Origin of the sequence: Agrobacterium sp. OT33 (assembly GCF_017313365.1) — a bacterium.
In the GTDB taxonomy this organism is placed as follows: Bacteria; Pseudomonadota; Alphaproteobacteria; order Rhizobiales; family Rhizobiaceae; genus Agrobacterium; species Agrobacterium rhizogenes_A.
Genome location: NZ_JAFLMZ010000008.1, coordinates 154,033 through 181,028 on the forward strand (window position 1 = coordinate 154,033; position 26,996 = coordinate 181,028).

At 59.8% G+C, this 26,996-nt stretch carries 23 protein-coding genes; 7 read left to right on the forward strand and 16 right to left on the reverse strand.

Annotated elements, in window-relative coordinates; genetic code table 11:
• Nucleotides 1–73 precede the first annotated feature (73 nt).
• A complete protein-coding gene (phnF, locus tag JZX88_RS19285) occupies nucleotides 74–796 on the forward strand; it encodes a phosphonate metabolism transcriptional regulator PhnF (RefSeq protein WP_206914474.1) in 723 nt (240 codons plus the stop codon).
• A 17-nt stretch (nucleotides 797–813) separates the two neighbouring features.
• The gene (locus tag JZX88_RS19290) at nucleotides 814–1,038 is read left to right on the forward strand and encodes a hypothetical protein (RefSeq protein WP_206914475.1); all 225 of its coding nucleotides are present in this window, start codon (nucleotides 814–816) and stop codon (nucleotides 1,036–1,038) included.
• A gap of 31 nt (nucleotides 1,039–1,069) precedes the next feature.
• Here JZX88_RS19290 and JZX88_RS19295 read toward each other — a convergent pair whose 3' ends face one another.
• On the reverse strand, nucleotides 1,070–1,738 hold the full coding sequence (locus JZX88_RS19295) for a transglutaminase-like cysteine peptidase (protein ID WP_174033069.1): 669 nt from the start codon (nucleotides 1,736–1,738) through the stop codon (nucleotides 1,070–1,072).
• A gap of 228 nt (nucleotides 1,739–1,966) precedes the next feature.
• Between JZX88_RS19295 and JZX88_RS19300 the strand changes: the two genes are divergently transcribed.
• The 3 genes from JZX88_RS19300 (at nucleotide 1,967) to JZX88_RS19310 (ending at nucleotide 5,634) form a co-directional block, all read left to right on the forward strand.
• Nucleotides 1,967–2,983 (forward strand): DUF1402 family protein, encoded by a 1,017-nt coding sequence (locus JZX88_RS19300; RefSeq protein ID WP_110758747.1) that lies wholly within the window; start codon nucleotides 1,967–1,969, stop codon nucleotides 2,981–2,983.
• A gap of 111 nt (nucleotides 2,984–3,094) precedes the next feature.
• Nucleotides 3,095–3,745, forward strand: a complete 651-nt coding sequence (locus JZX88_RS19305; protein WP_174033065.1) for a DedA family protein — start codon at nucleotides 3,095–3,097, stop codon at nucleotides 3,743–3,745.
• Nucleotides 3,746–4,077: 332 nt separating this feature from the next.
• Nucleotides 4,078–5,634, forward strand: a complete 1,557-nt coding sequence (locus tag JZX88_RS19310) for a TerC family protein (RefSeq protein ID WP_206914476.1) — start codon at nucleotides 4,078–4,080, stop codon at nucleotides 5,632–5,634.
• A gap of 110 nt (nucleotides 5,635–5,744) precedes the next feature.
• Here the strand turns inward: JZX88_RS19310 and JZX88_RS19315 are convergent, their stop codons facing one another.
• The 7 genes from JZX88_RS19315 to JZX88_RS19345 all read right to left on the reverse strand — a co-directional run bounded on the left by JZX88_RS19315 (nucleotide 5,745) and on the right by JZX88_RS19345 (nucleotide 13,875).
• Nucleotides 5,745–6,371: a dual specificity protein phosphatase gene (locus tag JZX88_RS19315; protein ID WP_206914477.1), complete on the reverse strand. Its 627-nt coding sequence runs from the start codon at nucleotides 6,369–6,371 to the stop codon at nucleotides 5,745–5,747.
• Nucleotides 6,372–6,419: 48 nt separating this feature from the next.
• Entirely contained in the window at nucleotides 6,420–7,337 is a 918-nt protein-coding gene (locus tag JZX88_RS19320) for an inositol monophosphatase (RefSeq protein WP_206914478.1), read from the reverse strand.
• A 63-nt stretch (nucleotides 7,338–7,400) separates the two neighbouring features.
• Nucleotides 7,401–8,471, reverse strand: a complete 1,071-nt coding sequence (locus tag JZX88_RS19325) for an ABC transporter substrate-binding protein (RefSeq protein WP_371741207.1) — start codon at nucleotides 8,469–8,471, stop codon at nucleotides 7,401–7,403.
• Nucleotides 8,472–8,566: 95 nt separating this feature from the next.
• Nucleotides 8,567–9,715: a substrate-binding domain-containing protein gene (locus JZX88_RS19330; protein ID WP_206914480.1), complete on the reverse strand. Its 1,149-nt coding sequence runs from the start codon at nucleotides 9,713–9,715 to the stop codon at nucleotides 8,567–8,569.
• A 14-nt stretch (nucleotides 9,716–9,729) separates the two neighbouring features.
• On the reverse strand, nucleotides 9,730–10,854 hold the full coding sequence (locus JZX88_RS19335; RefSeq protein WP_206914481.1) for an ABC transporter substrate-binding protein: 1,125 nt from the start codon (nucleotides 10,852–10,854) through the stop codon (nucleotides 9,730–9,732).
• A gap of 34 nt (nucleotides 10,855–10,888) precedes the next feature.
• On the reverse strand, nucleotides 10,889–12,022 hold the full coding sequence (locus tag JZX88_RS19340) for an ABC transporter ATP-binding protein (RefSeq protein WP_206914482.1): 1,134 nt from the start codon (nucleotides 12,020–12,022) through the stop codon (nucleotides 10,889–10,891).
• Nucleotides 12,022–13,875 carry an iron ABC transporter permease gene (locus JZX88_RS19345; protein WP_206914483.1) on the reverse strand — a complete coding sequence of 618 codons (1,854 nt, stop codon included), beginning with the start codon at nucleotides 13,873–13,875 and terminating at the stop codon, nucleotides 12,022–12,024. The genes JZX88_RS19340 and JZX88_RS19345 overlap by 1 nt, the downstream gene beginning before the upstream one ends.
• A 517-nt stretch (nucleotides 13,876–14,392) precedes the next feature.
• Between JZX88_RS19345 and JZX88_RS19350 the strand changes: the two genes are divergently transcribed.
• Nucleotides 14,393–15,379: a LacI family DNA-binding transcriptional regulator gene (locus JZX88_RS19350; protein ID WP_065117838.1), complete on the forward strand. Its 987-nt coding sequence runs from the start codon at nucleotides 14,393–14,395 to the stop codon at nucleotides 15,377–15,379.
• Here JZX88_RS19350 and JZX88_RS19355 read toward each other — a convergent pair.
• From JZX88_RS19355 to JZX88_RS19370, 4 genes are all read right to left on the reverse strand, one after another.
• The gene (locus tag JZX88_RS19355) at nucleotides 15,376–17,019 is read right to left on the reverse strand and encodes a Na/Pi cotransporter family protein (protein WP_065117839.1); all 1,644 of its coding nucleotides are present in this window, start codon (nucleotides 17,017–17,019) and stop codon (nucleotides 15,376–15,378) included. The genes JZX88_RS19350 and JZX88_RS19355 overlap by 4 nt on opposite strands.
• Nucleotides 17,020–17,099: 80 nt before the next feature.
• Complete coding sequence (locus JZX88_RS19360; RefSeq protein WP_206914484.1) at nucleotides 17,100–18,785, reverse strand: metallophosphoesterase; 1,686 nt, start codon at nucleotides 18,783–18,785, stop codon at nucleotides 17,100–17,102.
• The gene (locus JZX88_RS19365) at nucleotides 18,779–19,387 is read right to left on the reverse strand and encodes a dual specificity protein phosphatase (protein WP_110758764.1); all 609 of its coding nucleotides are present in this window, start codon (nucleotides 19,385–19,387) and stop codon (nucleotides 18,779–18,781) included. The genes JZX88_RS19360 and JZX88_RS19365 overlap by 7 nt, the downstream gene beginning before the upstream one ends.
• Nucleotides 19,388–19,452: 65 nt before the next feature.
• Nucleotides 19,453–20,292: an inositol monophosphatase family protein gene (locus JZX88_RS19370; RefSeq protein WP_206914485.1), complete on the reverse strand. Its 840-nt coding sequence runs from the start codon at nucleotides 20,290–20,292 to the stop codon at nucleotides 19,453–19,455.
• 342 nt (nucleotides 20,293–20,634) lie between these two features.
• Between JZX88_RS19370 and JZX88_RS19375 the strand changes: the two genes are divergently transcribed.
• The gene (locus tag JZX88_RS19375) at nucleotides 20,635–22,581 is read left to right on the forward strand and encodes a bifunctional diguanylate cyclase/phosphodiesterase (protein ID WP_065117843.1); all 1,947 of its coding nucleotides are present in this window, start codon (nucleotides 20,635–20,637) and stop codon (nucleotides 22,579–22,581) included.
• 154 nt (nucleotides 22,582–22,735) lie between these two features.
• Here the strand turns inward: JZX88_RS19375 and JZX88_RS19380 are convergent, their stop codons facing one another.
• The 4 genes from JZX88_RS19380 to tssH all read right to left on the reverse strand — a co-directional run bounded on the left by JZX88_RS19380 (nucleotide 22,736) and on the right by tssH (nucleotide 26,976).
• Nucleotides 22,736–23,236, reverse strand: coding sequence for a type VI secretion system amidase effector protein Tae4 (locus JZX88_RS19380; RefSeq protein WP_065117844.1), 501 nt, complete (start codon nucleotides 23,234–23,236; stop codon nucleotides 22,736–22,738).
• Between the two features lie 11 nt (nucleotides 23,237–23,247).
• Entirely contained in the window at nucleotides 23,248–23,637 is a 390-nt protein-coding gene (locus tag JZX88_RS19385) for a Rap1a/Tai family immunity protein (RefSeq protein WP_206914486.1), read from the reverse strand.
• Nucleotides 23,638–23,745: 108 nt separating this feature from the next.
• Nucleotides 23,746–24,222, reverse strand: a complete 477-nt coding sequence (locus JZX88_RS19390) for an Hcp family type VI secretion system effector (RefSeq protein ID WP_065117846.1) — start codon at nucleotides 24,220–24,222, stop codon at nucleotides 23,746–23,748.
• A 57-nt stretch (nucleotides 24,223–24,279) separates the two neighbouring features.
• Entirely contained in the window at nucleotides 24,280–26,976 is a 2,697-nt protein-coding gene (tssH, locus tag JZX88_RS19395) for a type VI secretion system ATPase TssH (RefSeq protein WP_206914487.1), read from the reverse strand.
• Nucleotides 26,977–26,996 lie beyond the last annotated feature (20 nt).

Genomic DNA, 26,996 nt, shown 5'->3' on the forward strand with positions numbered 1-26,996 from the left:
ATAAACCTAATTCAAGAGGTATATACCTTTAAACTCATTCATGTGACATCTGCAAGACAATCGGACGCCGCACATGGACAACGGAACATCAGAAACACAATCGCTCTGGCGGCAGGTCGCCACCGCATTGCGCGGGCGGATCGAACAGGGGCAGTTGAAGCCCGGCGAAAAAATTCCCTCCAGCCAGGACATCGCCCGGGAATTCAGCGTCAACCGGATGACCGCGCGCCGCGCGCTGGCATCACTGGAAGAAGAAGGCCTGCTGCGCATTCTGCACGGCAGCGGCACTTTTGTCAGCGAAGCGCCGATCCCTTACGTCGTTGGCCGCCGCGTCCATTTCGACCGCAATCTTGAAGCCGTGAATGCGCGGCCGGAACGCAAACTGCTGCGCTGGTGGCTTGAACCGGCGACGGAAGACGTCGCGGCGGCTCTTGGTCTTGGCGCAAAAGCGCCGCTGATCGCCCTGGAAATCGGCGCCTACGCCAACGGCCACCCCATCGGCATCGGCACGCGCTTTTGTTGCGCGACACGGTTTTCCGGCTTTCCGGAGATTTTCGAGGACCTTGGATCGATCAGCGAAACGCTGAAACGGTTCGGCGTGAATGACTATCACCGTGCAAAAACAATCGTCGTCGCAAGGCTGCCCGCTCCGCACGAACATCATTTCCTCAAATCGTCGAAATCCCTGCCGGTCCTCGCCTATACCGCGATAGACCAGACGACGGACGGCGACCCGATATCCTGCTTCATCGGTTGCTTCTCGTCACAGGCGATCGAATTGCACATCACCGACTGATGATCGGGGAAACGCGAATGAAGCTGAACAGGAAGACATGGTTTCTTATTGGCATTGCCGCCCTTCTGGCATTTGCGGCTTTCCAGCTGAAGGATTTTCACATCGGCATAGGGGAGCGCGCCATGGGCGGCTATGATGGTTCCTCCACCGACCCTGAAGCAGCCTCCAGCGCTGCGCGTGAAGCAAGGGAGGCTGCCGCGCGCGCCGAAGCCGCAGTCGACGCCCTGAAACACCAGGACTAGGTATAGCAGCAGGTTCCCGGAAACCGCTGGTTCAGCGGTTTCTGAACAGATCGATGATGTTGCGGCGCGCGGTGGTTGCGGGCACGGCGGTGCCGCGATCGACCTCCCGCGCGGCGATGGCCGGCGAACCGGAGCCATCAATATCCACCCAGCGACCGGCATGGTTGGTGGATTGACGCTTGAGATAGCTATAGGGCGTCTCGTCCCAGCGGAGGATTTTCGGCTTCATATTGTCGAGAATGAAATCGCCGCGATCCGTCCTTACCGTGAGGACGGCATGACCATCTCCCCGCTCGTCACGGACAACGGTGATCAGCAGGTTGGAGGCCGGCAGGCCGATATCCATCAGGCGCTTGCGCTTTTCCAGCACGATGTCATCGCAATCCCCGGCACCCTTGTAGGGATATTCCCAATAGTCCTCGTAACCCCATACCTCCATATCGGAACGCTGGTCGATTTCGACATTGACGGTGCTGTTGACGGAAACGATGGTTTTCCAGTTATCGGGCGTGAGATGAAGCGGCGGCATGGCCTTCACGGGCTGACACTCCGCCGAATGCCGCTGGCAGAATTCATAATGCCCCACCGGCTGCGAGGTGATCGCACCCGTCGACATCGAGGGCGAAGCCTCTGCCGGCGAAAGCAGGCCCGCAGCGGTCAGCAGAAAACATGCTTGCAGTATTTTTTTGAAATAGGTCATGTCCATCTCCTGATGACATGACCTACCGCTACCGGCTTGACTTCACTTGAAACAAATCGCTCGACTTTTAACGATACCGATAATAGCGGCGTTTTCCTCCCCTCGCACCGTCCACGCCCTTCGTGGCGCCGGCAACGGTAATGTGAGCGGCGGCAACTTGCCATGCATGGTGGGCCTGCCTATGAAGGAGCCGTCACCGCAATAAATCCACATTACAGAGAACGCTGCATGAGCCTGTTTGCGAAGATCACCCGCGCAGCCACCGTCATTCTGACATTGGCCTGCCTTCCCAATTACGCGGTGGCGCAGCAGATGACTGTCGTTCCCCCCGGAAACCGCTCGGCGGAGCAGCCGGAAATACCGAGAGCCTCGGCGATCCGGACCAAGGCTTTCTATACGACCTACGAGGAAAAATTCCGCAAGACGATCGATCTCCTGAACAGCGAGCCCGCCCTCGTCGGCAAGATCAAGAAGGCGGCGGCAGCCTATGGCATCGACCCGATCCACATTGTCGGCGCCATCGTCGGCGAGCACACCTTCAACGTCTCGGCCGTGGATCGCCTGCAGACCTATTACGTCAAGGCCATTTCCTACGCCGAACTCGATATCAAATTCAGCTATAATGGCGTTTCCCTGAAAACATTCCTCCAGCGGCCGGAATTCCGGTCCTGCGAGCCGCTTGCCACCACCTCCGAACAATGGAGCTGCCGCGATACCGTCTGGGACGAGGATTTCCGCGGCAAGGTGGTGGATGGCGCCAGCTACGAGGCCATCTCGTTCCAGCGTGCCTTCTTCCAGCCCTTCTATGCGGGACAGACCTTCGGGCTTGGCCAGATCAGCCCGCTGACAGCCCTGCAGGTCACCGACCTCGTGAACAGAACGAGCGGCCTGCCGAAACTTTCGGCGGACAGGCCGAAGGAAATCTACCGCGACGTCATGGACCCCGACCGCAGCATCATCTACATCGCCGCCATCATCAGGGATTCCATCGACGCCTACAGGGAAAAAGGCTTCGACATCTCGGGCAATCCCGGCATTACCGCCACGCTTTACAATGTCGGCCAGCCGAGGCGGCGCGCCGAACGCCTGCGGGCGGCGGTGGATGCGGGCGCAAAAACCCGCCTGCCGGTCGAAAACTATTATGGATGGCTCATCAACGACCGCCTCGATGTCCTCAAAAGCATTCTCGATGGCAAGGCCGTAGACCAGCGAACGACATCGGACATTGGCGGGAAAACGCGATAGCAGCAAGTCTTACCGCCGTCTCGTCAAGCATTGACTGATCCGGCCGTGCCACTGGCGGCGGTTCGGGCAGCGGTAACAATTTCGTCATCGTGAATATCTGCGGAGTTCGATTTGGACAGTCTTCTCGAAGCAACGGAAACCTTCATTCGCACGCATCAGGCATGGGCGGGCGCGATTGTCGGCTTCATTGCCTTCGGGGAGTCGATCGTCATTCTCGGGCTCATAATTCCGGCCACGGCGCTGATGCTCCTGATCGGCGGGCTGGTCGGCAGCGGCGTCATCGACCCCTTTCCCGTGGTCACAGGAGCAATCATCGGCGCGGTACTCGGCGATATCGTATCCTACATGATGGGCAAATGGCTGGGGCCGAGCGTGGTTCATCGATGGCCATTGCGGCACTATCGCGAACGGGTCGCGCGGGTGCGGCTCTTTTTCCGGAAATACGGCTTCTTTGCCGTGTTCTTCGGCCGTTTTTTCGGACCTTTGCGCTGCACGGTTCCTCTGGTCGCGGGCATGATCGGGATGGATCAGCGCCGCTTCCAGGCCGCGAACATTACCTCCGCCATTCTCTGGGTGCCTGTGCTGCTTGCCCCGGGCTGGCTCGCGGCAAAGGGCGCGGAACAGTTTGGCGAACTCACAGAGGTCCACTGGCTGGGCCTTGCGGTTCTGGCGACGGCAATCGCCATTCTGATCGCCTTCGCCGGCGCCTGGATCACGCGACGCATGACCCCCGCCAGAAAGAGGCCAAGCCGCGCGCGGTGATGTTACCAGGCAGGCAAATTCCGCCGCTTCGCAAACATTCCACATCCGGCATCGACGGCCCGCATCCGGTCGGGATGAATGAAAACGCTTTTCTGTCCGATGAAAATCTGCTAATTCGGCCAGCACAAGAATTCACGGATAGCGGGATAAATTCACCCCATGCCTGACGAAGGCGACAGTACCGACAGTAGTCGACACCGAACGAGGCTGGCTCGCGTGACGCGAAGCCAGCCTCGGATTTTCTTGTTTCCCTCAACGCGACAGCTTTCAGCCTCGGATGTTCGATCCGGGGCTTTGCGCGTTCGCACCCATTCCCATAAAGGCTCCTGAACATGGAATTCCTCGCAGATCCGAACATCTGGATCGGCCTCGTCACCCTTATCGTTCTCGAAGTCGTCCTCGGCATCGACAATCTCGTCTTCATCGCGATCCTTGCCGACAAGCTGCCACCACACCAACGCCACAGGGCGCGCATCATCGGTCTGTCGCTCGCGCTTGTCATGCGCATCCTGCTGCTGTTCTCGATCTCGTGGATCGTCACCCTGACGCGGCCGCTGTTCACCATCGCGGACTTCTCCTTCTCGGGGCGCGACCTCATCCTCATCCTCGGCGGTGCGTTCCTGCTTGCCAAGGGAACCCTGGAACTGCACGAGCGGCTGGAGGGCGGGCATAAGCCGAAAGAAGGCAAGGTGGTCCATGCCGTCTTCTGGCAGGTCATCGTGCAGATCGTCGTGCTCGATGCCGTGTTCTCGCTCGACAGCGTCATCACCGCCGTCGGCATGGTCAATAATCTCTGGGTGATGATCACTGCCGTCTGCGTGGCCATGGCGGTGATGATGGCGGCCTCCAGGCCGCTGATGACATTCGTGTCGAAACATCCGACCGTGGTCATTCTGTGCCTTGGCTTCCTGTTGATGATCGGCTTCAGCCTGATCGTCGAAGGTTTCGGTTTCCATCTTCCGAAGGGTTACCTCTATGCGGCCATCGGCTTTTCCGTGCTCATTGAGGCGGCGAACCAGCTTGGCAGGCGCAACCGCGAAAAGCGCATCACCGCCGGTGATATGCGTGAACGCACCTCCGACGCCATCCTGCGGCTTCTCGGCGGCAGGGTCGGTGAGCAGCCGCTTGGCGAGACGGCCGATCTTATCGCCGAACAGGCCACCCTCAGCGACCTGTTCAAATCCGAAGAAAAGGACATGATCCGCGGCGTGCTGACACTTGCCGAGCGCCCCGTCGTCTCGATCATGACGCCACGCACCGAGATCGACTGGCTGGATATCGACGCCGACCCGGAGACGCTGCGCCACCGCCTGCTGGAGCTCGATCATTCCCGGTTGATGCTGGCGCAAGGCAAGCTGGACTCCTTTGTCGGCGTTGCCGCCACGAAGGACCTGCTGCGCGATCTTCTGCGTGACGGCAGCCTGGACCTCGAAAGCTCGCTGCGGCAGCCGCTTGTGGTGCATGAGAGCGCCACCGCCCTGCAGGTCATGGAACAGCTGCGCAAGTCTCCGTTGCAGATGGCCGTCATCATCGATGAATACGGAACGCTGCAGGGTATCGCCACGCCGACGGATATTCTCGAGGCGATCGCCGGCGAATTCCCTGATGAGGGCGAGGAGCTGCTGATTTCGGAAAAGGCCGAAGACGGTTCCTGGCTTATCGACGGCGCCGTCGATGTCAGAAGGGCATCCTACCTTCTCGACATCGATCTGGTGGATGAGGCCGACCGCTACTCCACCGTGGCAGGCTACATCCTGTGGCGTCTCAATCGCCTTCCCGAAGTCGGCGAGCGTGTTTCCGGCGACGGCTTCGCTTTCGAGATCGTATCCCGCTCGGAACGGAACATCGAGAAGGTCCGGGCATGGAACAACGCGGTGAGCGAAGCCTAAGACCGAAAAGCCGGGAGGATGCTGACTGGCAACCTCTCGGCCTATCTGGCGGTCTCACACCGCAGGTCCGCCGCATCCCCCAAATCAGGTGACGCCGCGGTAACCTCTCTTCAGTGCGCGGCGTCGATCATCGCGATCCAGCCGGCGGCACGGCGGGCGGCATCCGCAAGCACGGGCTTCGGTGCCTTGAACCATTCGTTTTCCGGCAGTTCGCGCTTCACCCGCACAAATCCGATGGCATCATCGAATGTCGGAAACTCCACCGGCAGCGTCAGATGCAGAAAAAGCGCGACAACGGCGACGGAGCGCGAACGGCCACCCCGGCAATTGATGAGCACGTTGCCGCGTTCCCGACGAGGATAGGACGGCTTGTCGGGCAATATCTGCTCCAGCGCCGCGCGCAGGATATAGTGGGCCGCCACCATCTGTGTATCGGGGTTTCCGGCGCCATCGATCAGGCCGATCTTGTAATAGCGGATTTCGCCCGGCCCATAGACACTGCCTTCATGATCGGAAACGACCTGTGACTGCTCCACGAAATTGAAGTCCAGATTGACGGCGCAATTGACGACGGTGGTGATGCCGTTCTGGCGCAGGAGATTAAGGTCGCTCGCGCCCTCCTTGCCCGAAATGAACAGATCGACGCCATAAAGCGGATGCCGCTCATAGATGCGGCTGAGCTTCGGCAATTCGCCGCTTTCCGGCTCTCGGGCTGGGGTCTGTTGCGGTTGCGGCATGTCATGTCTCCATCGGCGCCTATTTGGCCGCCGTCATTTATAACGTCTTCAGAACTTCGCGGTCGTTTGGTTCAGCCGTATCGCGGCATTGGCGATGCGGCCTTCGGATATGGATCGTGCCACCCGGTTCAATGTTGGATAGCTCGCCCCCTCGCCCGTGGCGATATAGCCGGGGCAGAGGAAATCGGCGGAACCCTCCGCCACTTTTCCGAGGGTCAGCGGCTCATAGGTTCCGCCGGCATTTTTGAGAATGAGGATGGCTGCGGCCACATCCCATGCATTAACGCCGAAACCGGCGGCCGCATCCGTCCAGCCCGCCGCAACATGGGCGATGCTGAGCGCGGCGCTGCCAGGCCGGCGCAATGTCGAGAAGGTCTCGACAAGAGCGCCGAAATTGGCGAGCGCCGCTTCCCGCCCATCCAGCCGGAAATCACGCGAAACGGGGTAGCCGGTGATCAGCGTCGCGCGCGTCTCATCTGCGACGCTGCGGGACTGCAGCCTTTCGCCGTTCAGATAGGAAGCCTTGAGGTCGGCGGAAAACATCTGGTCTGTCACGGGATCATAAACCACCCCGGCAACGGTTTTCCCGTCGATGACAGCGGCGATGGAGACACACCAAAAGGCAAGGCCGCGGGCGAAATTCGCCGTACCGTCAATGGGGTCGACATACCATTGCACCGCGCCGCTGCCGATCTGTCCGCCTTCTTCACCCATGATCGCCGAATTGGGTTCCCTTTCGAGAATGACGGCGCGGATGGCGGCTTCGGCCCGTTTGTCATGAATGGTGACGATATCGTGGAGATCGACCTTGTAATCTACGGCCATATCGGAGCGAAACGCGGCCAGCAGCGGATCACGCACCGCACGCGCGGCAGTCTCGGCGATTTCCATCAGCCGCACGGAGTGGGCAAGCGCCTTCTCATTTTCAGATTTCCGTTCGGTGGAGCGTGATGTCTGCATCGGCATATCCAGTCTGTTCATTCCCATGAGAAAGAGGCGGCGGCGCGATTCATGCCGCGCCAGCCGGGATTATTTCCTGTAATTGACGCGCCAGAAATCCTGCCACTCCTCGCGCCGGTCGAAATCATCGAGACCGGTGGAGGAATCGTAACCCATCAGCCTGTCGGCGACCTTCATCAGCCCCGAAGGCTCGTCAGCCGGCATCTGGATGTCGGTATTGGTCGGCAGCTTGCCGTCCTTCATCTGCGGGGCGATGCCCTCTTCCGTCAGGACGTAGTGAATGAAGAGCTTGGCCGTGTTCGGGCTTCTGGTCTTGGAAGCCATCAGGCCGAGCTTGATATAGGTCCAGCCGACCCAGGGATCGAGATCGGTGCAGAGGCCGAGCTTGTAGCCCTTATCGGCATTGTCGCGGAACTTGGCCGAACTGAGCAGGCCGAAGAAGGGCTGTTTCTGGCCGGGAGCGCCGACCGCCTCCGCCACCGGGTCGTCACCTTCGGTGGCAAGCGGGCCGTTTGCAGCCATCGCCCTGATCCAGGCGGCTGCCGCGCCCTTCTCCTCCATCTCCTTGCCGGAATGGGCCTTGTAGGCTGCCGCCACCTTTTTATTGCCGTGGGCTTCGAGCTGATTGAACCAGTCCGTATAGGTGCTCTTGCTGAGCGGATCGACCATGGCGACCTTGCCTTTCCACTTCGGCTCGGTCAGTTCCCAGATATTCGTCACCGGGCATTTGTCATGGGCTTCGGTATTATAGGCCCAGACATTGGCGTTGGTGGAAATTGCCAGCGGGTTCTGAAACTGCGCCGGGATTTTCGAGGCCATGTCGCCCGGCAGGTAATTCTCGACAAAACCCGCCGGCAGAAGCTGGGCGAGCGCCGATGGCGCGTCGGTGATCAGCACCACATCGCCCTGCACGTTGCCGGACTGGCTTTCACGGATGATCATCTCCAGCTGGCTATTGGCCGAGACCTTCACACCCGTTGCCTTCAGCCCGTATTTCGCGCTGAACTTATCGGCCATCTCGACGATCTTGCCGGTGCTGTCATAGATATTGATCGGCTTTTCCTGCTTTGCCGCCGCCAGGATCTTATCCAGATCGAAGGCCTCTTCGGCCGCAGCAGCCATGGCAGACAATCCGATCATTGCCGCAGCAATGGCTGACACCGCTCTCAAATTTGTTCTTTTCATCGTTTCCCCTCCCAAGGAAAAGACAGGCGGGCTTGGCGCCCGCCTTCCGTTTATTTTTTGTAATTTACCCGCCAGAAATCCTGCCAGCCTTCACGCTTGTCGAGGTCGTCGGCCGCCGTTGCGGCATCGAACGCCATCAGCTCATCGAGATGATCGGCAACCTTCGAGGGTTCATCCGCCGGCAGGGCGATTTTCGTATTGCCGGAGAGTTTGCCGTCGGCGGTCTGGGGTGCGATGCCCTCTTCCGTCATCAGGTAATGCAGGAAAAGCTTTGCCGCATTCGGGCTTTTCGTCTGCCCGGCAATCAGGCCGAAACCGGGGTAGAGAAAGCCGGAAAAGGGCTTTACACCGCTGCAAAGACCGAGCTTCAGCCCCTTGGCCTCATTGTCGCGATATTTCGCCACCGAAGTGATGACGAAGAAAGGATCGGCCTGCCCCGGCGCACCGGCCGCATCCGCAACCGAACTCGAATCCGTCAGCAGCGGCGCATTTTCGGCAAAGGCTTTCACCCAGGCCGCCGTTGCGCTTTTTTCGCCCGTTTCCAGCTTCTTGCCATAAAGATCCTCATAAGCCCTGGCGACATCGGCATCGTGGTGGGTTTCGATCTGGTTGAACCAATCGGCATAAAGCGGCTTGTCGAAGAGGTCGAGCATGGCAAGCTTGCCCTTCCACTTCGGCTCCGTCAGCTGCCAGATATTGGTGACCGGGCATGTGTCGTATTTCTCGGTATTGTAGGTCCAGACATGCGGGTCCGAGACGACGACCAGCGGATCGCGCAGCTTTTGCGGAATATCGCCTTCCATATCCGGCGGCGCCCAACTGGTGACGATGCCCTCCGGCAGAAGCTCGCCCATGGCGGAGGCGACATCGGTTGCGACGCTGACATCGCCGACAACGTTACCTGCCCGATGCTCGCGGATCATCAGCTCAACCTGCGTCGCCTCGTTCACCTTCTTGCCGCTCGCCTGCACGCCATATTTGGCGGTGAAGGCCTGCGCGGTATCAACGATCTTGCCGGTCACCGCATAAACGGTGATCGGCTTTTCCTTCTTCGCGGCATCGATAAGCGCATCGAGATTAAAGGCATCCTGCGCATGGGCGGCCCCGCTGACTGCCAGCGAAAAGCCGAGGCAAAGCGCGGAGACGGCCCCCCGCCGCCTGCGCTCATTGCCGTTCCTGTTCTGAGTAGTGATCGTCACCAGTTGGTCCCCCGTTATTTTTTGTAGTTCACACGCCAGAAGTCCTGCCAGGTTTCACGCGCGTCCCAGTCGTCGAGGCTGGTCGCCATGCTGTAGGGCAGAATGTCATCGAGAACGGCGCCGATACCCGAAGGCTCGTCGGCCGGCAGGCTCACTTCCTTGTTGGTCGACATCTTGCCGTCGATTGCCTGCGGCGCGATGCCTTCGGCGGTCATGACGTAATGGATGAAGAGCTTTGCCGCATTCGGGCTGTTCGTGCCCTTGGTAATCAGGCCGACACCCGGATAGAGCCAGCCGACCCACGGTTTCAGCTCCTTGCAGAGGCCAAGTTTCATGCCCTTCTCGGCATTGTCGCGGAACTTCGCCGAGCTGATGAGGCCCATGAAGGGCTCCTTCTGGCCGGGAGCGCCAACGGCTTCGGCGGCGGCCGCATCGGCATCGGTCAGCAACGGAGCGTTGGCGGCAAGCGCCTTCACCCATGCCGCGGTTGCGCTCTTTTCCCCGGTTTCGAGGTCCTTGCCGTAAAGCGCCTTATAGGCCGCCTTCACTTCACCGTCGCCATGGCTGGCCATCTGGTTGAACCAGTCGACATAGGAGGCCTTGCCGAGCGGATCCTGCATCGCCACCTTGCCCTTCCACTTCGGGTCGGTCAGTTCCCAGATATTGGAAACGGGGCATTTGTCGAAAAGCTCGCTATTATAGGCCCAGACATTGGCGCTGGTGACGACGGTGAGCGGATCCTGATATTCCGGCGGAATGTTGCCGGCCATATCCGGCGGCAGCCAGCTTTCGACAAAACCCATCGGAATAAGCTGCGCCATCGCCGCCGGCGCATCGCTGATGATCGAGACATCGCCCTGAATATTGTTGGCGCGCGCCTCGCGGATGATCATCTCCAGCTGAGCCGAGGCCTTGACCTTCGCGCCCTCGGCACCGACACCATATTTCGCGGCAAAGTTCTTCGCCATTTCGACGATCTTGCCGGTGCTGTCATAAACGGTGATCGGCTTTTCCTTTTTTGCCGCCTCGATCAGGGCATTGAGGTCGAACGGCTCTTCCGCCTTCACCGCGCCGCCAAACGTCGCAACAATTGCCGTTGCACATAACAGCCGGCTCAAACCCGTCATTGTCCGCTTCATACTGTTTCTCCTTCAGCCGTCTGTATCGGCGTTTTCAGTTGTAGGTGCTGTTGCGTAGAACGGCGTCCGCCTCGGTGATCCGCTGCCCCTTGGCGTCAAAGGCGTGCAGGGCCTCGGGCGGCACGTGGAAGAACACGCGTTCGCCACTGTCGATACGCGGCAGGGAATGGGTGGTCAGGAACAGCGTGTGGTTTTCGCTTCTGAGTTCGAGAATCCAGCTGCCGCCGGTTGGCAATACGCCCGTTACCGTCATCTCGCCGGAGAAGCTGCCCTGCGGCACATCCTCAGGCTTCATCGCATAACCCATCGCCTCCGGCCGCATGCCGATAGAGGCAATGCCGCGCAGCTGCGGATAACGTGCTGCAAAATAAGCTTCCGCCTTGTCGGCAACATCAGAGACGCCGGGCTGGCCGAAGGTCAGGATATTGATCGGCGGGCTGCCGACGAATTCGGCGACGAAGCGGTTGGCCGGACGATCATAGATGTCGTTCGGCGTGCCCATCTGCTGCAGCGTGCCCTCGTTCATGACGGCGATGGTGGTGGCAAGCGTCATGGCTTCCCACTGGTCGTGCGTCACGAAGACGATGGTGGTCTTGAACTCCTTGTGCAGCCGCTTCAGTTCGGCGCGCATTTCCAGCCGCAGCCGGGCATCCAGATTGGAGAGTGGTTCGTCCAGAAGCAGAACGCCGGGATTGACGGCAAGCATGCGGGCAAGCGCCACGCGCTGCTGCTGGCCACCGGAAAGCTGCGACGGGTAACGGTCGCGATATTTGGCAATGTCGAGCGTCTGCATGACGCGTTCGACACGGGCTTCACGTTCGGCCTTCGGCAGCTTGCGCAGGCGCAGGCCGAAATCCGTGTTGCGCTCGATCGTCAAATGCGGCCACAGCGCATAGCTCTGGAAGACCAGGCCCATTTCACGCTTTTCCGGCGGCACGAAGATGCCATCGGTAACGGAATCGATCACCCGGTCGCCGACGCGGATTTCCCCGCCGGAGAGGTTTTCAAGGCCGGCGATCATCCGCAGCGTCGTGGTCTTGCCGCAGCCGGAAGGGCCGAGCAGGCACATGAATTCGCCGTCACGGATTTCAAGATCGAGATCGGAAACCGCATTTGCGGAATTCACACCGTAGTTTTTCTGCGCACCGCGCAGGTTGATGGTAGGCATCAGCTTCCAAGTCCTTCTGCAAGATTTGTGCGGGTCAGTTTCTGGGCCAACAGCGTGCCGAAATAGGCGATGCCGGCGATGATCAGCACCACGGCGTTGGCGGCCTGCGTGTAGTGGTAATCGACCAGCCGCAGCGAATAGGTGGTCAGCACGTCTGTGCTCGGCACGGCGAGGATGACAAAGAGGCTCAAGCCCTTGATGCCCGAGATGAAGGGCAGGAGAACCCCCGTCACCAGCGATCCCTTCTGGATCGGGATGACGATGGAGATCATGCGGCGGAACCAGCCGGCCCCTGCAATCTGCGCCGCCTCTTCCGGGTCCTTTCCAAGCTGCGTCATGGCCGAGATGCCGGCGCGTGAGGCATAGGGCATCTGGTCGGCAATCAGCGCCAGTATGAGGATCGTCACCGTGCCATAGAGCGCCGGCATCGGCCCGCGCGGAACGGCAAACAGCGACAGATAGGCGGCGGCAAAAGCGATGCCGGGCACGAGATAGGGCAGAAACGTTACCTGTCGCAGATAGACCGACAGGGCGCGCACCGGCGTGCGGATGACGACATAACCGACCAGGAGACCGAGAACGCCTGATGTCAGCGAGGCAAGCCCGACGATCATCATCGTGTTTTTCGCCGCCGCCCAGAGATCGGGGCTCAGGAGCACGCCGGTCTGCAAAGCCACGGTGTTGAGGTTGGTGCCAATCCAGTAATCGAGCGTGAAGTTGTCGAGCGTGAATTTGGCCGGCATTTTCATGATGGTCGAGAGCGCCAGCGTCAGAAGCGGCAGACCGACACTGAGAATGAAGATGGCAGCCGCAAAGCCGGTTGCCGGGAGCCGCATCCTGCCGAGGCGGTTTTGCCGGTTCATCGACCCTTTCGAACCGATGGTCACGAACCGGCGCGCTTCGCGAACGAGGCGGGCATCGATCATCAGCGTGATGATGCCGATGAGCATGATCGAGGCCGCAACGACACCGGCAACACCGGTCTGGCGCGAGGCGATGCTGCGAAACAGCGAGGTCGACAGGACTTCGAATTTCACGGGCAGCCCGAGAACATAGGGTACGCCGAATTCACCAAGGCACTTCGCAAAGATCAGCACCATGGAAGACAGCAGCGCCGGGCGCATCAGCGGCATGATGACCTGCAAGGCCACCTGATAACGATGAGCGCCGAGAATACGCGCGGAATCTTCAAGCTGCGAATCGAACCGGCGAAGTGCCGAGCCGAACAGCAGGATGACGAAAGGCGTATAATGCAGGGCAAGGATGATGGTGATCGGGAAACGCCCATAGGCAACCCAGTCCGGTGGTGTGAGGCCGATAGCCTCGAACCAGCCGGGCTGGCCACCAACGGTGCGGTTCTTGAACAGGGTCGTCCAGGCCAGCGCAAAGGTCCAGGCCGGCAACATATAGGGCACGATCAGCGCGGTGGCGAACCAGCGGCGGCCGAACATGTCCGTCCGGCTGATAAGCCAGGCGAGCACGGTGCCGATGACCAGCGAAAGCGCAATCGCCCCGAAAGCCACTGTCAGCGTGTTGAAGAGCGGCCGCCAGAAAAGATCCGTCGCGACAGGCGAGAAAAACGCCCTGTCGAGATAATAAAGCGTGAGATCACCGACATCCTTGCCGAGACGCCGTTCGTGGCCGAACTGGACGCGGACGGCGTCAAGAATAATCGAAATGATCGGAACGACGATCAGATAGGTAAAAAGCAAAGCCGTCAAAACGCCAATCAGCGTTGTCGGCTCCCGGAGCGCGACCTTGAGGCGATATCGCCATGCCTGCCATGCCGAAGGCGCGGTCGCCGGGGGTCTCCCCAGTGCCTCCGTCTTCGTTGATTCACTTAAAAGAGCCATTATCTCTCCCCGTATGGCCACGCCATTGCCCCGACACGCCGGCAAGCATCTGCCTTCGCGCAGCCTGCGAAACAGGCGGCGCGTGCGTTGACCTTCAGCAATGCATCAATGCTTCTGAAGCGGGTGCCGAACCCGCCAATAACGATGATCCCAGCTCCTCCCGAAAACATCGCCGGCAAAACGGATGTGGAATAAAAATTCCATATCCTGCTTGACCTTGGAATGCATGATCAGTCTTAAAAGGCGTTTTGTCAACGAAAAAATGCACACGTGATCACTAACTTATTTATTTGTTTTAAAATGCTTTTTTGTCACAAAACTGTAACTTTTAAACACGGCGGTCGAGAGGAATGTTTTACCTCACACGAAGAGAATGGAACGGATGAGACGTTTTCGCAGAACAGGTACGATCGGCGCTCCGGGAGCGAACGGCGTGCAACCGAAAAATTTCGATTGGAATAGCCGATGCCATATGGCCTGTGGTATCAGGCATAGGATTTCGCAACGGGGGAGTTGAATGGCGAGAGGGTTCGTGACGGCCGAAGAGGTGGCGAAAAAAGCCGGGGTTTCACGCTCCGCCGTTTCACGCACCTTCACTCCCGGCGGCAGCGTTTCAAAAGCAGTCCGGCGCAAGGTGCTGAAAGCCGCGCAGGAACTTGGTTATCGCGTCAACCGTCTGGCACAGGGCCTCAATAATGATCGCTCCAACCTCATCGGGGTCGTCGGCGCCAATCTGAGTTCGCCCTTCATTTCAAAGCAGCTCGATCTGCTCAGCATCGGCCTCCTGCGTCGTGGCCTGCAATGCCTGTTGCTGAATGCGGCGGATGCCCGCAAGGACATCGCGCCGCTGATCGAGCTTCTTTTCGAGTTCCGCGCCCAGGCGATTGTCGTTCTTTCCGGCGAACCGCCGGCCTCGATCGTCGACGAATGCATCGCCAACGGCGTGCGCCTCATCCTCATCAACCAGCGTCTCGACCGCACCGACACCAATATGGTGCTGAGCGACGATTCCCACGGCGCCGACCTTGCGGCCATGCGGCTCGTGGCGGCCAAATGCCGCAAGGTCGCGGTCATTTCCAGTGGCAGCCAGACCCCGGCGCAACTGCGCCGCGCCGGCGCCTTCACCCAGCGCATGACGGTCGAGGGGATCGAGGTCGTTCCCTGGTCCGGCGGGCCGACCAGCTATGACAGCGGTTATCAGGCCGGTTGTGAATTGCTGGTGGACAAGTCGATCGATGGCGCTTTCTGCGTGACCGATCTGCTGGCGCTCGGTTTCATGGACGCCGCGCGGCTGGAAATGGGCCGCCGGGTACCGGAAGATCTCTCGATTGTCGGTTTCGATGATATTCCGCAGGCCGGCTGGAAGAGTTATCAGTTGACGACCGTTGCCCAATCCTTTGATGCCCTGACCGAGAAGGTCCTGACCGCGCTCAACAGTGACGAGCCGGAAACGCGGCTTCAGGTCGTGCCCGTTTCCATGGTGGAGCGCATCACGGCGCGCTAAACCGCCTGCCTGATACGGCTTTCGATCAGGAGACCGCTTTCATCGAGGATAGGATGAGCGACGGCGGCAATATGGGCGTTGATGCGTTTCAGATCACGCAGCATGTCGAGATGCACGGAGCTGGTCTGGATGCTGTCGGCCCGGCCGTCGCGCAGGCGTTGCAGATGGCGCTCCGATGACTGCTTTTCGAGGCGGCGCACATCTTCCTTCACCTCCACCAGCCGCCGGGCAAGACCGGCATTGCGGGTGGCGAAGACGGATTGGGCCATGCGGATATTGTCGAGCGTGACGGCGAAAAGACGCTCCAGCTCACTCTTGCCGTCGTCGGAAAACCTGAGGCCGAGATCGATCTTCTTGGCGATTTCCGGCCGAATGCCCTTCTCGATGATATCGCCGATATGTTCGAGATTGATAGCATATTCAACGATATCCATCGCGCGGCGCTGGTCTTTGCGGCACAGCCCATCCTGCCCGACCTTCGAGACATAGACCTTGATGTCATGCTGAATACGGTCGACCCGGCCTTCGAGTGTGCTGATGTCGTTGAGCTTCGCGACATCGCTGTCGCGCATCGCCTCACTCGCCTGCCGCAGCATGCGCTCGATCAGGTCGCCAACCAGCAGCACCTCGCGGCTCGCGCCGGCAAGTGCTGCAACCGGCTGATCGAGATCGTGACTGTCGAGATAGCTGCGGCTGCTTTCGCTTCCCTCTTTTTCCGGCAACATTGCCTTCGTTACCCGCAAAAGCAGCGGCGAGAGCGGCCATGCGATGGCGGCAACAGCCAGATTGAAGAAAAGATGGGCATCGACCGCAAGATTGGCGTGCGAGAAGGGTGACATATCCAGAAAGGCCGCGCCATATCCGGCAAGGGGCAGCGCCAGAAGACAGCCGACTGCCCGGACGATGAGATTACCAACCGCAACCCGGCGCGCCGCCACGGGTGCTTTCAGGGTCGCAAGCACCGGCGGCACCGCACCACCGAGATTGGCGCCCAGCACCAAAACGATGACAAGACTCGTTTCGATGCCGCCGCTGGCGGCAAGCGACAGGATGAGAACCACGATGGCAAGGCTGGAGGATGCCAGCACCGCCAGTATGGCGGAGAAAACCAGCGCCACCGGCCAGGCGTCGCCAAGCATGGTAATGAAGAGGCTGAGCGCCGGTGATTGCCTGATGGGATCGGTCGCGGCCGACAGAAGATGCAGGGAAAGCAGCATCAGGCCGACCCCGGCAAGAGCCGCACCCGCTCCCTGCCGCTGCGCCGATTTTCCCCGCAGCAGGATGACGCCCGCGAGGATGAGCATCGGCGACAGCCAGCCAAGCCCGAGCGCGACAATCCACGCTGTCATCGCGGTGCCGACATTGGCGCCGAGCAGCACGATCTGCGCCATCGCCGGCGCGATAAGGTCTTTTTCAACGAAGGAGGCGACCATCAGCGCGGTCGCGGTCGAGCTCTGCAGGGCGATCGTCGCCACGAGACCGGCAATGAAGGAGCGAAATCCGCCCCGCGTGCCTGCGGCAAGACCGGTGCGGAGTCTGGCACCGAAGGCGCGCGACATTCCGTCCCTGATCTGCGCGAGGCCGAAAAGCAGCAACGCCACCGCGCCGAACAGATTGATGCTGACAACGACCGATTCCATCGGATCACCTCGCCTGTCGTTCCCGTCGCCGGTTCTGCACAGGCCCGCGACGCAGCTCCGCCCGTTGCAAAACCTTCAGATCACACCGCTACACGCTCTTGCCGTGGCGCGAGGCGAAGCGTGAAATCGCCTGAGCCGCCTTCAGCACGACCCAGAAACAAGCCGAGCGCACCGAAGAAGATTTCGATAAAGCTTTCGACGGACCCATCATGATGATCGGCCTCACGACCGAAACGCGCCGCCAGCACCCGATAGAGGGAAAGTCTCTGCGGCTGGATGTGCGGCAGTGCCAGACCCGCGCCCTGACGCAGGCAATACCAGTCGGCAATCAGCTCGAACATCGGCAGTTCGGAACACGCTGCGATATCATCAAACGAGAGGTTCCCCTCTTGCCCGAGCAGGCCAACAACCTCGCGCGCAGTTTTATCCGCAATGGCCGCGACCACCTCAGTCGGCCATTCCTTGATGAAATAGCGATGTCTGATCAGCGCCCGCTTGTGGGCCAGCAGAAAATCAACATAGCTGGCCGCCGTAAACGCCCTGTCCTCACCCTCGCCTGCCAGCGCAGTTTCCTGCGCGTAGCCCCGGCAAATACGGCTGTTGACCGGAAGAGCGCCCATTTCCACCGTTTCGACGGCGATCTCCTGCCGCGAGGGGTGGATGACCTTGAAGGCGGGCGGAAAGGCGACCAGCGATGGTACGGCGATATTGGTGAGAGAATTCTCCTCATCGCCACGTCTCGTCACGCCTTCCACATGCAGGTGCCCGCTGAAATGAACGGCAAGCCCGGCCTGACGCAACGCATCCTCCACCGCCTTGCGCGGCGTACGGCGCACGACATTGGTTTCGCCGAACAACGCGCCTTCGGCGCCACTTGCACCATCAAAGGGATCAAGCGCCGGATAATGGGAGAAACCGAGCAATGTCTTGCCGAGCGCCTCTGCCCTATGACGCACATCGGCAATCCAGTCGATGATGAAGGGCTTGCAGCGCAAAAGCGCGTTCCAGCCGCCGGAAGTGCTGTCAGTGAAGGCCGCTTCCTCGCCCGCCTCGAAGGTGCCATCGAGCGGCTCGAAAATATTGGCGTCGATCATCATGAGCCAGAGCCCCGGCTCCGGCTCGACGAGATAGGACGCATCCATCAGCTGGTAGACATTGCGCCCATCGGGCGAGCGTACCTCGTAGAGACGGTCTTCCGACGCATCAGATGTCCCGAAAGGCGTTTCCCAATGCAGATAATCCGGTTGGCGGAAGTAACCGAAGTCTGCCATGGGGCCAAGCCCCACAGGGTAACCCTCGCAATACATCCGGTCGCTGACGACAACCCGCTCCCCGGCCCGCCGTGCATCGCTCGAAACGGAAAGGCATCGGCCATTTTCCGTCAGGAATTCCTTGGTATGGTGCCGGCCGCGCGGGCCGAAAATATCGTGATTTCCGGGCAATGCATAAAAGGCGGTGCCATGGGCATCGCGATGACGCTCCAGAATGCCCTTCAGCGTTTCGGTGGTCGCCCGCTGGCCGTCATCGGTATAATCGCCAAGCAGCACCACATGGCGAATGCCGCGCTGCCGCACCTCATCGAGCGCGGCATGTAGCGCATCGGCGCTCTCGTTGAAAACCCGGGTGGATTCGCGTGTGTCCGACCAGCTGCGCATGGTGATGCGCTCACCATCGATCTCCATGCCCGGAAACCCGAAATCAGCGGCGGTGTCGTGGAAATGCGCATCGGCAATGACGGCGACGGAAGGAAGCGCACGTGTCAGCATGATGGGGCGGTCTTTCTGCCGTCAACCATGTCGATCCAGTCGGAAGCACGGCGGGCGGCGGCATAAAGCATGGGTTTCGGCGTCTCGAACCATTCATCAGGCCGCAATTCCCGTCTGGTGCGGATCACGGCCAGCGCGTCGTCAAGGGTGGGGTAAAGGTGCGGCTGCTGCTTGTGCAGGAAAAGCGCCACCAGCGAGACGGACCGGCTGCGACCGCTGCGGCAGTTGACGAGCACATTGCCACCATCGGCAAAAGGATAGGTTTCGCGTTTCGGCATGGTCTGACGCAGCGCGCCGTCAAGAATGTAATAGGCCCCCAGCATCATCGTGTCGGGGCTGCCCTCCCCGTCGATCAGGCCAAGCTTGTAATAGCGGATATCGCCATAACCCACGGGGCGCCTGTCGCCCTCTTCCGCCGCCGCCTGCACGAGATTGATGTCGAGATTGACGGCGCAATTGACGACAGTGGTAATGCCGTGCCGGCGCAGGAGCCCGAGATCACTCGCACCATCGCTGCCGCCGATATAAAGCGCAGCATTATGCGGGCCGAGCCCTTCCGCAATCAGGCTGATTGCAGGCCGGGCATAAACGGGTCCATCCATTTCATTCCTCCATATGCACGAAGCACCCTTGCCAGGCCCTTGACGGACGGGCGCCCGTCAAGAAATCAGGCCGACGCCGCCCGCTGCCGATCCGACGGCTGCCGCTCGGCCAAAGGTATCTTCGACGCCTCGCTGACGCCCCTGGCAACACCGCCGGCTGCGGCCAGCACCGGTCCGCCCTCCCTCATACTGCCAATTTCCAGGAAAGGGCAGACATCGCCGCCAGCTTCGCTGACGAGTAGCAGCCCCGCAAGACAATCCCATGAATTCATATGCAATTCGAGATAGGCATCGGAACGGCCATCCGCCACATAGGCGAGCGCCATGGCGCCGGAGCCGGCACGGCGGACATTCGTGCCCATGTCGAGCAGGTTCCTGACGACATCGAGATAGGTGGCATTTGCCACGCGGGTCGACCAGCCCATTTCGATCGACGCCGCATCGAAGCGCTGCGTCTCCGATACCCGGATCGGCAGCCCGTTGCGCGTTGCGCCCTCGCCGCGACGGGCAAAATAAAGTTCATCGAGCGCGGGGTTATAGATCGCGCCGATCTCGGTTTGTCCGTTTTCGACATAAGCGATGGAGATGCAGAAATGCGGAATGCCGCGGGCGAAATTCGCGGTGCCGTCGATGGGATCAACCACCCAGACGCGGTCGCCGATCTCTCCCCCGCCTTCTTCTCCGAAAAAACTGTCATCGGGAAAACCGGCTGCGATCGCGCCGCGAATATGCGCCTCGGAGGCAGCATCCATCACCGTCAGGAAATCCTGCGGCCCCTTCATCGAGAAGCTGCGCGTCGCTTCGCCCTGAAAACCTTTCAGCACCAGTTCCCCGGCGGAAAGAATAACGCTGCGGCAGAGTTCGGCGCGAGCCGCCAATGTATCCGGATAAGACATCGAGTCCATGCGCAACAACCATCTCCTCAAGAGTGAACGCGCGTTCATATTGCACACGTGTTCATTATTTTCAAGCGTGATTTTAAAGGGAATTTATCGAGTCGGGCCAGACGGCCGATCATGCCAGTTCAGAACCTCAATCGCAATTGATCGCACGAGGCCAGGCGCCTGGTCCGGGCTACTCAAGAAAGACGTAAACCCGCATTTGCGGACACAAATGGATACATGTTGCGCAAGGCGGCAAGGTACATCTTGGGGTTGATCCAGTTGTCTCCCGGTTAACCCTGTGTATTTCCAATGACGTAACTGGGATTATGCTAAAAACGCTCCTCTGTACTTGATGAGCCGTGGATGAAAATACTAACTGCCAAACAGAAATTGCAGCATTTCATGTCCGTCCGGTCTGACAATCCGGACCTGCTGAAAGCACAATATCGCGCCTTTACCCGGCAGATGCCGATGATGTATTTCATATTGCTTTCAAGCACATGGGCGCTCGCCATCACACATATGCGACTGGCGCCGTTTTGGCTGACCATCGGAGTTCCCGCCCTTTTCACACTTGGCTGCATGCTCAGGGTCGCGTTCTGGTGGAGGACCCGCGGCATCGATCCCCAGCCGAAGGTTGCCCATGCGGCACTGCAGCGCACAAACCGCCTGGCGGTCGGCATAGCCATGGTATTCACGCTCTGGTCTTTTCTGCTGGTGCCCTATGGGGATGCCTATACGCAATCGCACGTCGCCTTCTACATGGCGATTACCGTTATTTCCTGTATTTTCTGTCTGATGTATGTGCGCTCCGCCGCCTTCATAGTCACCGTCATCGTCAACGGTGCGTTCATCATCTTCTTTCTGGCGTCACGACAGCCGACATTCATCGCCATTGCCATCAATGTGCTGCTGGTCTGCGCCGGCATGATGTCCATCCTCCTGACCAATTACCGCAATTTCGAGCGCATGGTGGTTTCGCAACAGCGCACGGAAGCACTCAGCAACGAGAATCTTCTGCTTGCCAATATGGACAGCCTGACGGAACTGCCCAATCGCCGCGCCTTTTTCACCCATCTGGAAACCGAACTGGAAAAAGCCAGGGCGACCGGAACCCGGCTGGCGCTTGGTGTCATTGATCTCGACGGCTTCAAGCCGGTCAACGATCTCTATGGACATTCCGTGGGAGACAGGCTGCTGGTCAATGTCAGCAAACGTCTTACCGCCACCTTGAAAGCCAGCAGGGCGTTCCGGCTGGGTGGCGACGAATTTGCCATTGTCGCACCCGTCATACTCGACGATGCACAGCTCGTTGCCAATGCAAATGCTATCTCGGAACAGCTGCGGGCACCCTACCACATGCCCGAAGGCACGGTACATGTGTCCGCCTCGATGGGGATAGCCGTCTTTCCAAATCTTGCCTCCACGCTTGAACAGCTTTTCGACCGGGCGGATTATGCCCTCTACCACGCCAAGAAGACCCGGCGCGGAGATGCTGTCCTGTTTGACGCGGAACACGAAAAACAGATCAATATCGAAGCCCGCATCGAACATCTGCTCAAGCAGCGCGACATGGAAAACGAACTGGCAGTCGTGTTCCAGCCGATCGTCGATATACGCGATGGAAAGACCGCCGGTTTTGAGGCGCTGGCGCGCTGGCATAGCCCGGTCCTCGGCCAGGTTCCACCTGCGCAATTTTTCTCCATTGCCGAGCGGGCCGGCATCGTCAGCTCCCTGACCCGGCCTCTTCTCAGAAACGCTCTCGCTTCTGCATCGCGGTGGGCCCCACCCCTCAGGCTGTCGTTCAATCTCTCCGCCCACGACCTCAATTCCCGCGAAGGCGTGCTGTCATTGATCGGCATCATCGAAAACAGCGGCTTCGACGCGCGGCGTCTGGATCTGGAAATCACCGAGACGGCCTTTGCACATGATTTCGAGCAGGTCAGGCAGTCGGTCGAAATGTTGCGACGGCTCGGCTGCGGCATTTCACTGGACGATTTCGGCACCGGCTATTCCAGCCTGACGCGGCTTCACGCCCTTCCCCTCACCAAGATCAAGATCGACCGCAGCTTCGTTACGGATCTGCATGAAAAACCAGCGAGCTACAAGATCGTGAAATCCCTTCTCACCCTCAGCAGGGATATGGGACTGGAATGCGTTGTGGAAGGCGTCGAGACGCGACAGGAACTCGCAGCCCTCGAAAGCCTCGGCGCCACGCTGGTGCAGGGTTATATTTATGCGCCGCCGCTGCAGGAGCAGGATGTCGATGAGTTTCTCTCGGAAGGGCGCATCAGGCGCGCCGTGCCGTAGACCAATTCCGATCGAAAGAGTGCCTTCATCGCGCAGAAAAGCCGGATATGATCCGGCGGATACCGGTCCTCGCCGGGTGGCGAAGACGGTTTTTAAGAACGCGGCCGGCTGAACGAAGCGCGCGACAGCAGCTCCGTTTCAGGGGGCGGCTGGATCAGGATACGCGGCTGGCTTGAAGCGGCCAGAACCAGATCGTTTCCGAATTATAATAGCAGGCCGATGCGCACTGGGCAGCTTCTGCACCACCGCGCACGAGATCGATATGACCGCCGCCGCTATAGCCCGGAATATTGTTGAATGCCACGACGCCGTTGCGCGCGCCGATGCCGTTGCGGGCCGTTGCGGGCGTAAAGGGTTCGGGTTCGCCGAGATAGCTCGTCCTTTTCAGAAGAGTGGCAAGGCGACGCATATTGACCTCGATGCCTTTCCCGGCATAGGGGCCCTTCTGGATGCGGTGAGAGGAAGGCACGATGTTGATGCCCGATTTCACCAGGGCGATGCTGACGCGGATCGCGCAGGTATTATGATAGTTCGGATTGCCGATATAATCTTCCCAGCCGATTTCCGTGAAAAGATCACGCTGGCTGATATAGTTGGAATGTGACGGCTCGCTGCTCGGATAATTGGCGTACAGAGTGTCAAAGTTAACGCGCATGGCTTGTCCCACTAGTTACTTTTCGGCTCACAGGGAAAGGAGGACGCAAGCGCCTCCCGCACGAGAATGGCTGCCTGTTCATCCAGTTTTTCCGCAGGGATATCGCCGAGATAGGTGTAGATCCGGTCGGTAAGCTCATGGGGCGTCACGGTGCCGGCACCGCACCAGTCCGATCCGCTTGTCAGATCGGCGACGCCGGCGATATAGGCGCTGGATTTCGCGACGGAAACCAGCCGGCGCATTTCCGGATCGGACACTTCCGGCGCAAGCTTTCCCTCGATTGCCTGCTTGAGTTCGGTACCGGAGTATATCCAGGTCCGTTCCGCCGCACCGGCTGATGAAAACCCGGACAGGGCCAAGACAAATGGTACGGAAACAAGAAACGCGAATTGGGAGCGCATGAAAAACCGCCTCGTCCAACGTGGATGAGAAACATCACGACGTGAGCTGCAAAACTGTGATGAAAACGACCCGGTGCCGGCCAATGCCGACACCGGGTCGCGTCGTTATCAGGCGGCCTTGGTCGTCGCCAGATCGTAGGAGGCGATCATCGGAGACTGCGGCGAGTTGTTGTCGTCGAACGGCGTGTACTTCACTTCCAGTTTGGTGAAGTTGAGCTTGATGGTCTCAACCGGGCGGTCGCCGCTGGAATCCACCGAGTAGCTGGCGATAAGCGTATTCGTCAGCAGGTACTCGATATAGGTGTTGCCCGGGTTGCCCGTGGTCACCAGATGGATCGTTGCGAGCTTGCCGGTACGGCCTGCGCAAGCTTCCTGGAAAAGCTTGGTGGAAGAAGAATCGCTAACCTTGGTCAGAATGACTTCCGAAATCGTCGGTTCGGAAGCTTCGCGGTTTGCAGCAGAACCAGCAGAGGTGTTCATGTTGCGGGCCACGTTCCAGTGAATGGCTTCAATGTCCATCCACTTGCGGTGTTCTTCGTGCGTGGCGTCGCCCTGGATACCGTCAATCTGCAGATAAATTGGCATGCTGTAAGCTCCTGTAGCTGAAATGACCTCTTGCTTCGAGGCCGAGTTACCCTTCGTCTAATGCCGCATGCGTCGGGTAGACCCTTCCGACGCGGCAACTTCATCCATCCCAACCCGTTCGGTTGCGACGAATTCATTCGTTTCCCCAGCCGCTTCGGCACGAATGCCGAACCTGTTTCCGTCAAAATCGACAGTGACCTCTCCGACCCGCTCCCCGGCAACGACCTTTTCAAGGAAAAAGCTGGAAAGAGGCGGCAGGAGATCCTTGCCGATCATGATTTCAATGGCGCGTGCGCCGATGTCGCTCGCACCGGCGCGCGCCACCAGCGCATCACGCGCCGCATCGGACAAGGTCAGGTCGGCGCCATATGTTGCCAGGACGCGGTCCCTGATCTTGCCAATCTGCATATCCACGATCCTCGACAGCTCCTCCGTGCCCAGCGGCATGAAGGGCAGGATGATCGTGCGCCCGAGGAAAGCGGGCTTGAACTGTTTCGTCAGCTCCGGCATCAGAAGCGCTTCCAGCGCCTCACCTTCCGGCATGGTCTCGGGATCGGCGGAAAGCGCCGAAAGCAGTTCCGAGCCGGTATTGGCCGTCATGAAGATCGTGGTGTTCTTGAAATCGACATCGCGGCCCTCGCCATCGCGAAGCACACCCTTGTCGAACACCTGATAGAAAATATCCTGGACGCCGGGATGGGCCTTGTCGATTTCATCCAGGAGCAGAACGCCGAACGGCCTGCGGCGCACCGCCTCGGTCAGCACACCACCCTCACCGAAACCGACATAGCCGGGTGGCGAGCCGAGAAGCAGCGAAACCTTGTGCTCCTCCTTGAACTCCGACATGTTGATCGTCGTCAGATGGCTGTTGCCGCCATAAAGCAGATCCGCCAGCGACAGCGCGGTTTCGGTCTTGCCCGTTCCGGACATGCCGACGAGGAAAAACACGGCGGGCGGGCGACGCGGATCGGACAAGCCGGCGCGGGCGGTGCGCATGGCATCGGCAATCCGGGCAATCGCCGCATCCTGTCCCACGACACGCTGACGCATGCGATCATCCAGCGTACGCGCGCTCTCGATCTGGTCCGCCAGGAGTTTGCCAAGCGGAATACCCGTCCATCGGGATACCACGGATGCGATTGCATCCCGGTCGACCACCGTCGGCACAAGTCTTTCGGTGTTTGTCGGCTGCGCCTCTCTTTTTTCGGTATTTGTCGGCTGCGCCTCTCCGGCAGGCCGGAGAAGCGAGACATTCGATGCGCCGGTTTGCTGCGCCGGCTGCTCTTCGCCCAGCGCCGCCAGTTCGGCCATTTCCGCATCGTAACGACCACGCAGATCATCGATCCCGCCTTCAAGCCTCTCAAGCTCGTCGCGTATCGACTGGATGCGACCCTGCATGTCTTCGTCCTGCGGTTCACGCAGAAGCCAGTTCAACTCATCGGACAGAAGACGCCGTTCGCTTTCCATGGCGCGCAACCGTTCCGGCAGCGTCTGCCGCGCCAGCGATACGGCAGCGGCGGCCGTGTCGAGCAGGCTGACGGCCTTGTCGGGCAATTGCCTTGCGGGCATGTAACGCGCGGATAGCTGCACCGCCGCCACGATCGCCTCGTCACGAACGGTGACGTTATGATGGCTGACGAAGGTGTCGGCCACCCCGCGCAACATCCGTATCGCGGTCGCCTCGTCCGGCTCGCGCACATGCACGGGCTGGAAACGACGCGTCAGCGCGGCATCCTTTTCGAAGTATTTCTTGTATTCGCTCCACGTCGTCGCCGCGACGGTCCGCACCTCGCCTCTTGCGAGCGCGGGTTTAAGAATATTGGCCGCATCACCCTGACCGGCTGCGCCACCCGCACCGACAAGTCCATGCGCCTCGTCAATGAACAGGATGACAGGTTCGGCAGAGCGCTTTACCGCATCGATCACGCCATGAAGGCGTCGCTCGAACTCGCCCTTCACGCCGGCACCGGCCTGAAGCAGCGAAATATCGAGGTTCAGCAGGCGAACGTTACGTAGTTTTTCCGGAACGTTTCCAGAGGCGATCTCCAGCGCCAGCGCTTCCGCAACCGCCGTTTTGCCGACGCCCGCCTCGCCCACCAGAATGGGATTGTTCTGTCGGCGGCGCGTCAGAATATCAACGAGTTGGCGCAGCTCTTCATCGCGGCCGATAACCGGATCGACCTTGCCGCTGCGGGCATCCGCGGTCATATCCTGGGTATAAAGGCGCAGAAAATCGTTCTGGCCGGCGACCGGTCCGGAACTCGCGGGCACGGAAGAAACATCCGCGCCTGCGCCCTCTTCAACCGAACTGCGAAGGCGCTCGAGCGCGGCCCGATCCATTGCCTTCAGCGACGGAAATGCAGAGCGGACGAAGGAGCGAAGTGAGGTTTCCTCATCCATCGCCAGCAGCAGGTCGCAAAGCGTTACCCGGTTGCGTCCAGCCTCCAGGGAAGCAAGAACCCATGCCTCCCGACCGGCGGTCAGGACGTTCTGGGAGAGCGACAACGCTTCGCCGTCTCCAATAATAGCCTCCCCCAGACTGCGGCCGATTTCAGCCTGCAATACCGGAAGTGGAATCTTTAATTCCTCGAATGTTTCCGCATACATACCGGCATCTACAACCGCCAGCAGCCAATGCGGGATATCCACGTACCTGTGACCCATGCGCACCGCAATAGAAGCCGCGGCTTCAAGGGTAACGCGCAGGTCAGGCTCAAGCGCTTCAATGAGGCGATTGAGATCGATATGCGACATGCAATGAGCCTCCTGCCCCG

Coding starts and splice junctions, on each gene's coding strand:
- phnF (WP_206914474.1), top strand. CDS start 74: ATGGACAACGGAACATCAGAAACACAATCGCTCTGGCGGCAGGTCGCC.
- JZX88_RS19290 (WP_206914475.1), top strand. CDS start 814: ATGAAGCTGAACAGGAAGACATGGTTTCTTATTGGCATTGCCGCCCTT.
- JZX88_RS19295 (WP_174033069.1), bottom strand. CDS start 1,738: ATGACCTATTTCAAAAAAATACTGCAAGCATGTTTTCTGCTGACCGCT.
- JZX88_RS19300 (WP_110758747.1), top strand. CDS start 1,967: ATGAGCCTGTTTGCGAAGATCACCCGCGCAGCCACCGTCATTCTGACA.
- JZX88_RS19310 (WP_206914476.1), top strand. CDS start 4,078: ATGGAATTCCTCGCAGATCCGAACATCTGGATCGGCCTCGTCACCCTT.
- JZX88_RS19315 (WP_206914477.1), bottom strand. CDS start 6,371: ATGCCGCAACCGCAACAGACCCCAGCCCGAGAGCCGGAAAGCGGCGAA.
- JZX88_RS19320 (WP_206914478.1), bottom strand. CDS start 7,337: ATGCCGATGCAGACATCACGCTCCACCGAACGGAAATCTGAAAATGAG.
- JZX88_RS19325 (WP_371741207.1), bottom strand. CDS start 8,471: ATGATCGGATTGTCTGCCATGGCTGCTGCGGCCGAAGAGGCCTTCGAT.
- JZX88_RS19335 (WP_206914481.1), bottom strand. CDS start 10,854: ATGAAGCGGACAATGACGGGTTTGAGCCGGCTGTTATGTGCAACGGCA.
- JZX88_RS19340 (WP_206914482.1), bottom strand. CDS start 12,022: ATGCCTACCATCAACCTGCGCGGTGCGCAGAAAAACTACGGTGTGAAT.
- JZX88_RS19345 (WP_206914483.1), bottom strand. CDS start 13,875: ATGGCTCTTTTAAGTGAATCAACGAAGACGGAGGCACTGGGGAGACCC.
- JZX88_RS19350 (WP_065117838.1), top strand. CDS start 14,393: ATGGCGAGAGGGTTCGTGACGGCCGAAGAGGTGGCGAAAAAAGCCGGG.
- JZX88_RS19355 (WP_065117839.1), bottom strand. CDS start 17,019: ATGGAATCGGTCGTTGTCAGCATCAATCTGTTCGGCGCGGTGGCGTTG.
- JZX88_RS19360 (WP_206914484.1), bottom strand. CDS start 18,785: ATGCTGACACGTGCGCTTCCTTCCGTCGCCGTCATTGCCGATGCGCAT.
- JZX88_RS19365 (WP_110758764.1), bottom strand. CDS start 19,387: ATGGATGGACCCGTTTATGCCCGGCCTGCAATCAGCCTGATTGCGGAA.
- JZX88_RS19370 (WP_206914485.1), bottom strand. CDS start 20,292: ATGGACTCGATGTCTTATCCGGATACATTGGCGGCTCGCGCCGAACTC.
- JZX88_RS19375 (WP_065117843.1), top strand. CDS start 20,635: ATGAAAATACTAACTGCCAAACAGAAATTGCAGCATTTCATGTCCGTC.
- JZX88_RS19380 (WP_065117844.1), bottom strand. CDS start 23,236: ATGCGCGTTAACTTTGACACTCTGTACGCCAATTATCCGAGCAGCGAG.
- JZX88_RS19385 (WP_206914486.1), bottom strand. CDS start 23,637: ATGCGCTCCCAATTCGCGTTTCTTGTTTCCGTACCATTTGTCTTGGCC.
- JZX88_RS19390 (WP_065117846.1), bottom strand. CDS start 24,222: ATGCCAATTTATCTGCAGATTGACGGTATCCAGGGCGACGCCACGCAC.
- tssH (WP_206914487.1), bottom strand. CDS start 26,976: ATGTCGCATATCGATCTCAATCGCCTCATTGAAGCGCTTGAGCCTGAC.